Origin of the sequence: Alteromonas portus, from assembly GCF_005117025.1 — a bacterium.
GTDB lineage: Bacteria > Pseudomonadota > Gammaproteobacteria > Enterobacterales > Alteromonadaceae > Alteromonas > Alteromonas portus.
Genome location: NZ_SWCO01000013.1, coordinates 1 through 5,853 on the forward strand (window position 1 = coordinate 1; position 5,853 = coordinate 5,853).

The 5,853-nt window shown below is 41.4% G+C and carries 6 protein-coding genes, 4 tRNA genes and 1 rRNA gene; all 11 read right to left on the reverse strand.

The window, feature by feature from the left end:
- Positions 1 to 306 (reverse strand): GTP-binding protein (locus E5672_RS19500; protein WP_240692237.1); only part of this gene is annotated, 306 nt, incomplete at its 3' end.
- Positions 307 to 373: 67 nt separating this feature from the next.
- Positions 374 to 449 (reverse strand) — tRNA-Thr (locus tag E5672_RS19505).
- Between the two features lie 7 nt (positions 450 to 456).
- Positions 457 to 531, reverse strand: a tRNA-Gly gene (locus E5672_RS19510).
- Between the two features lie 33 nt (positions 532 to 564).
- Positions 565 to 649, reverse strand: a tRNA-Tyr gene (locus E5672_RS19515).
- A 7-nt stretch (positions 650 to 656) separates the two neighbouring features.
- Positions 657 to 732 (reverse strand) — tRNA-Thr (locus E5672_RS19520).
- 109 nt (positions 733 to 841) lie between these two features.
- Positions 842 to 1,600: a type III pantothenate kinase gene (locus tag E5672_RS19525; RefSeq protein ID WP_136783846.1), complete on the reverse strand. Its 759-nt coding sequence runs from the start codon at positions 1,598 to 1,600 to the stop codon at positions 842 to 844.
- Positions 1,601 to 1,748: 148 nt separating this feature from the next.
- Positions 1,749 to 2,735: a bifunctional biotin--[acetyl-CoA-carboxylase] ligase/biotin operon repressor BirA gene (gene birA, locus E5672_RS19530; RefSeq protein ID WP_039222269.1), complete on the reverse strand. Its 987-nt coding sequence runs from the start codon at positions 2,733 to 2,735 to the stop codon at positions 1,749 to 1,751.
- On the reverse strand, positions 2,732 to 3,763 hold the full coding sequence (gene murB / locus E5672_RS19535) for a UDP-N-acetylmuramate dehydrogenase (RefSeq protein WP_136783847.1): 1,032 nt from the start codon (positions 3,761 to 3,763) through the stop codon (positions 2,732 to 2,734). The genes birA and murB overlap by 4 nt, the downstream gene beginning before the upstream one ends.
- A 169-nt stretch (positions 3,764 to 3,932) precedes the next feature.
- Positions 3,933 to 4,361, reverse strand: coding sequence for a DUF4174 domain-containing protein (locus E5672_RS19540; protein WP_136783848.1), 429 nt, complete (start codon positions 4,359 to 4,361; stop codon positions 3,933 to 3,935).
- A 388-nt stretch (positions 4,362 to 4,749) separates the two neighbouring features.
- Positions 4,750 to 5,271, reverse strand: coding sequence for a hypothetical protein (locus tag E5672_RS19545; RefSeq protein ID WP_136783849.1), 522 nt, complete (start codon positions 5,269 to 5,271; stop codon positions 4,750 to 4,752).
- A gap of 497 nt (positions 5,272 to 5,768) precedes the next feature.
- A 5S ribosomal RNA gene (rrf, locus tag E5672_RS20180) occupies positions 5,769 to 5,853 on the reverse strand; the annotation flags it as partial.

Consider the following 5,853-nt stretch of genomic DNA (forward strand, 5'->3'; position numbering starts at 1 on the left):
ACCACCGTCCATCTGAGCAGCACCAGTGATCATGTTTTTAACGTAATCAGCGTGTCCTGGGCAGTCTACGTGAGCGTAGTGACGAGTAGGAGTGTCATATTCTACGTGTGAAGTAGAAATGGTGATACCACGTGCTTTCTCTTCAGGCGCGTTATCGATTTGATCGAAAGCCTGTGCGTTACCGCCGTAAGTTTTAGAAAGAACTGTAGTGATAGCTGCAGTTAGGGTAGTTTTACCGTGGTCAACGTGGCCGATTGTACCCACGTTTACGTGGGGTTTCGTACGTTCAAACTTTTCTTTTGCCATTTCTATTATCCCAGCAAAGTTACATTAAAAAATTTAGAAATTTTACATGAGCTGGGGAGAAATAAACTGGTGCTGATAGGCAGATTTGAACTGCCGACCTCACCCTTACCAAGGGTGCGCTCTACCAACTGAGCTATATCAGCACTGATTTGGAGCGGGCAGCGGGAATCGAACCCGCATCATCAGCTTGGAAGGCTGAGGTAATAGCCATTATACGATGCCCGCAATCCTAATTCTCTGGCCACCTCATAGAGAAAGTGGTGGAGGGGGCAGGATTCGAACCTGCGAAGGCTGAGCCGGCAGATTTACAGTCTGCTCCCGTTGACCGCTTGGGTACCCCTCCAGATTGATGGTGCCGACTGCCGGAATCGAACTGGCGACCTACTGATTACAAGTCAGTTGCTCTACCAACTGAGCTAAGTCGGCACTACATCAAGTGGGTGCGCATTCTAGAGTATTGTTTAACTCTGTGCAAGTGTCTTTTTGAAAATTTTTCAATTTTCTTTTTTGACCAATTTTTCAACTAATCAAAAACTTACGTCGATGTTCCCTTTAGAAGTTCACTTCGAGCGTAGCGGGCAAGACCCTGCATCACCAAATGAGCGAGGCGCATGTTATCAGCAGATTTTAAGAATGCAAACACTTTTTTGTCTCCACCCCCTAAAATAATGTCAAATTCGGTTTGTTTGCTTGATATGTAGTCAACCGCGCTCAAATAAACACCATATAGGGCAGCATGACACCCTGTTGCCACACAATCTTCTGTATCGGTCCCCACTCCAAAGGTGGTCGGAATTTCATCATTCGCGAACACTTTTTTGGTTGAAGCAACCAATGCATTACGCATTACTTGAAAACCAGGCACAATCCAACCGCCTAAATGTTGACCATCTACGACAAAATCGACCGTTATTGCCGTACCCACATCCATAACAAAAAATGCTTTTTTTGATTTTTCTGCAGCACAGACCATGGCAAGCCATCTATCAACGCCCATTTTTTGAACATTCGCGTAACTATTTTTTATGCCGAAGGCTTCTTTCTCTGTGTGCTTTTCTACAAAAATAATATTTCGCTCGCTACACATGGCGGATATTTCATCAACCAGCTCCTGATTTCTTACCGATGCGATATATAAATGGGAAATTTTTTTCTGAGAATCGATAAAAGAAAATAGAGATTTTGCATCTTCGCATGCATTAGGCTCTTTTTCTGAATCACAAAGCAGTGAATATTTTATTCGGGTGTTACCGATATCCACTAATATGACGTGGTTTTCTTCAATGTTGTTCATATTTTTGGTTTCATTCGCAAAGCAATGCGTAAAACGGACGGATGAAATGCTAACTAAAAAAGCACAAAGATGAACTACGAAGTACCTTTATTATAAATAATGGCCAAAATCTTCGTAGTTCAGCTATGAGGTAAAACAAAATAAAACGTTAATTGCCTCTTAGGCTAACTTCGCCACCGTGGAATCGGGTAATACCGTCTTGCGTTTCAACAAGTAGCGCGCCGCTAGCGTCTACTCCCCTGTCAATTCCAGAAAAACGTTTCTCGCCCATTTGCAAAACAATGCGTTTGTCGGCGTATAAGTCGAGCGCTTCCCAATATGCAGTAAATGGCCCGAAGCCCTGTTGGGTAAATTTCGGTAAATAAGACCATAGCGATTTAATAATTTCTGCCGCTAAAGCATTTCTATCTGGGATAGTGCCTAAATAAGAAGCAAGATCGCTATGAGGTTGACCAACATCATATTGATTATCGGGCACACAAACATTTAATCCTATGCCGATAACACTATGCGCCGTTGCGCCTATCTGCCCTTCTACTTCAATAAGTACGCCCGCAAGCTTTTTACCTTGCAAATAAATGTCATTCGGCCATTTAAGCTCGGCGTCTTCTACGCCAAACTCTTTAAGTGCATCGCAAACAGCCAAGCCTACCAATAAAGAAAGTCCTGCCATGCTTTGATAACCGTCAGGAAAAGACCAGTACATAGAAAAAGTTAAGCTTCCGCCAACTGGCGCTAACCACGAACGGCCATGTCTGCCGCGTCCATCGGTCTGAATTTCAGCGAATACGACATCGCCGTTTTCAAGATCTTCTCGTTTGCTGGCAATACGCTTCTTCATTTCCGTATTGGTGGAAGGTAATACCGACTCCACATCAATAACCGCTCGTTTTGTATTGCCTAAATGGCGTTTAATGCTGTCAGCGCTTAACAATGGAAAACCTCGTTCTAAACGGTAGCCTTTACCTTTTACTTTAAATACATCTAATCCCCAATCGGCAAGTTGGGAAATATGCCCTGCTACAGCTGTGCGCGAAAGGCCCACTTGCTGTGCAATGGTTTCACCTGAATGGAATTGGCCGTCAGACAACAAAGCAAGTATATGTTTTCTTATAGCTTTTGATGCTTGTCTCATAGCGAAATAAGTCCTTTGCTTCCTAATAAGCGTACTTCTGGCTCTAGCTGTATGCCAAACTTACCTTGTACGCTTGCTATGATATCTTTTGCCATGGTTATTACATCGCTTCCGGTGGCGCCACCTAAGTTAGTAAGCACCAATGGCTGTGTAGGGTGGCAACGTACTTTGTTCAAAGTCTTGCCTTTAAAACCTGCCTGATCGATAAGCCAAGCAGCTGGAATTTTTATTTGTTCATTTTCAGTGGCTGGAAAATCAGCACTTCCGCTCACCACAAAATGGGGCACTGAATCATAGTCTTGTGCAATTGCTTGGAACACTGCTTTTGAAACCACTGGGTTTTTGAAGAAACTTCCAGCATTGCCTAGCTCACTCGGGTCAGGAAGTTTGCTTTTTCTGATTTCTATTACCTTACTATACACCTTTTCTGGTGTAGGCTCAGTGAGTGCAGCCAGTTCGCCATAGCTGGTTTCAAGTTCGTAGTGCTTGGGCAGTTTAAAATTAACATGAGTGATTAACACTTTGTTCGCTAGTGCATGTTTGAACACACTGTCTCTATAGCCAAATTGACAATCTTCATTGCTTAGCAGAACCTGTTCGCCGGTTTCAAGAAATACACATTCCACTTTATCGATGAGCGCATTTACCTCTCGCCCGTACGCACCAATATTCTGAATTGGGCATGCGCCTACCGAACCTGGTATTAACGCTAGGTTTTCGAATCCATACCACTTCTCTTTCATACACAAAGTGACGAACTCATGCCAGTTTTCACCAGCTCCTACTCGCAAGTAATGATGACTTTCAGTATCGAAGTGGCTTATGCCCTTTATCTCATTAACCAGAACTGTACCGTCAAAGTCATCGGTGAAAATTGAGTTGCTACCACCACCTAAAATATAGATAGCGTTGTTATTATTCTTAGAAGTATTGAAGATAGACAGAAATGAGGCAACGTCAGTAAACGACTGGATAGAATCACAAGAAGCTGCAAGGCCAAATGTGCTGTAAGGCTGTAGTGAAGGCATAGAAATATACGAACTGCGAACAATTCGCTAATGGTAGGGTAAGGACGCGTCAAATAAAAGCGCAAACACACAAATAAGTGCCCTACGGTGTTGTGAGTTTTTTACTCTTTATATTAATGGTGGTGCTTCCACTATGTTATATGAGTAAACATTGCTAACTAGATAACTTTCAATAGCCATTTAATTCTGTTTTTCTCATAGGCATTTTATCAATCGTACTATAAATAAGATCGCTATCGAACGAGCTATATTTAGCCTTAACTGCACCATCAAGACCTATTAGCGTAACTTTATCTTGTGGTACAAGTTTATCTAGCCTTGTACTACAGTGAGGGTAACCAAAAACTATAGTAGGTTGTCTATCAACTATACCTATAATCACAAGCTTTCTCTCAGATAAGGCAGCCCTATCATATTGAGCAAACGTATTTAGATTGTTAAGTTCTTTGGCACTGCTTGCGCTATAGATTAACACCCTCTTCTTCCACTTAAGCTCGCCCAAGGTAATCTCACACTGAGGCTGCGTGCTATTAGCCACTGAAAAGCTAGAGTAAAACGCCATAAACAACACAAAAATAGAAAGGTAGATAGTAGTCATATTAAAAATATGGGGTCAGAATAAGGGGTCAGAGTACTTTTTCTGGGTAAGTATTATAGTCATTAGTAAAGAATATAAGGCTTAAATGAACATTCTACCAAACTCACCAACAGTGAATTGTACTTCGGCCACAGTGCTTTCAAACACAGTTAATTACTTACCGTTATTCAGGTACTAACTCACTAAGATGCAATACCATCCAACCGTTAATATAAACATTCCGAGGCCGCCTAGCATCGTATTAAAAATATGGGGTCAGAGTACTTTTTTGGGTAAGTATTATAGTCATTAGTAAAGAATATAAGGCTTAAATGAACATTTTACTAAACTCACAAACAGTGAATTGTATTTCGGCCGCATTGCTTTCAACACAGTTAATTACTGACCGTTATTCAGGTACTAACTCACTAAGATGCAATACCATCCAACCGTTAATATAAATATTCCGAGGCCGCCTAGCATCGTAAATTGCACCAGAAGCTACTAACTCACTTACTTTTGCTTTGCTAAGCACAAGGTCATCAACACGGTAGTAGTTACGTAGCAATAGCGCCTTATCAAATTTCGCGTGTTGACTCGGCGAGACGGGAGTGGTGTGTGCAATATTTCCAACTTTAAAAGTAAGCGTTTCATTATCAACATTGAGCAATTTCAACGGCACATAGCGAAATCTAGCATCCGATAAGGGATCAATCGTTCGATAGTCGATATAGAAAAAGTCATTTTTCTGAGGGTTGGCTAAGACCTTTTCCTTTTCACTATTTTCTATAAATGCATTACCAACAAAGAAGAGTACTATTAGAAAAAAGCAGACAAGCTCTGCGTGCTGCTTAATTACAGCAGTGACAGGTTCAAGTTGAAAATTACCCCGCAAATAAGCCGGGTTATTGTTAAATGGTAACGTTGACATAAAAACATCCTTGCTGTTTTGTGTTTTTATACCATACCGATTATTTTTTAAACTGTCGCTCGTTCTACAGAATTATTTCCAAAACTACAGCATACATCCCTCGAATAATGGGGTCAGAGTACATTTTTTTGATTTAACAGTACTGGACAAAAAATGTATGACTACGCTCTGGTAGTTAGCGTAATAAAGTACTCTGACCCCTTTATTTTGAATCGATGTGTTGTAGTGTCTGTGAAATCAAACGTCACACTACAAAAGCTGAGAAAGAATACTACAGAGATCGTTGAAATCTTAATATTGGGGTCAGAGTACATTTTTTGATTTAACAGTACTGGACAAAAGATGTATGACTACGCTCTGGTAGTTAGTTTAATAAAGTACTCTGACCCCATTTTGGTGTTTGCTGGGGGAGGAATGGGATTAATGTACTCTGACCCCATTTTTTTCTTTCTGCAGAAAGCAAAAAACCCGCCGTTAGGCGGGTTTTTCTTAATGGGACCTGGCAGTGTCCTACTCTCACATGGGGAAGCCCCACACTACCATCGGCGCTAATACGTTTCACTTCTGAGTTCGGAATGGAGT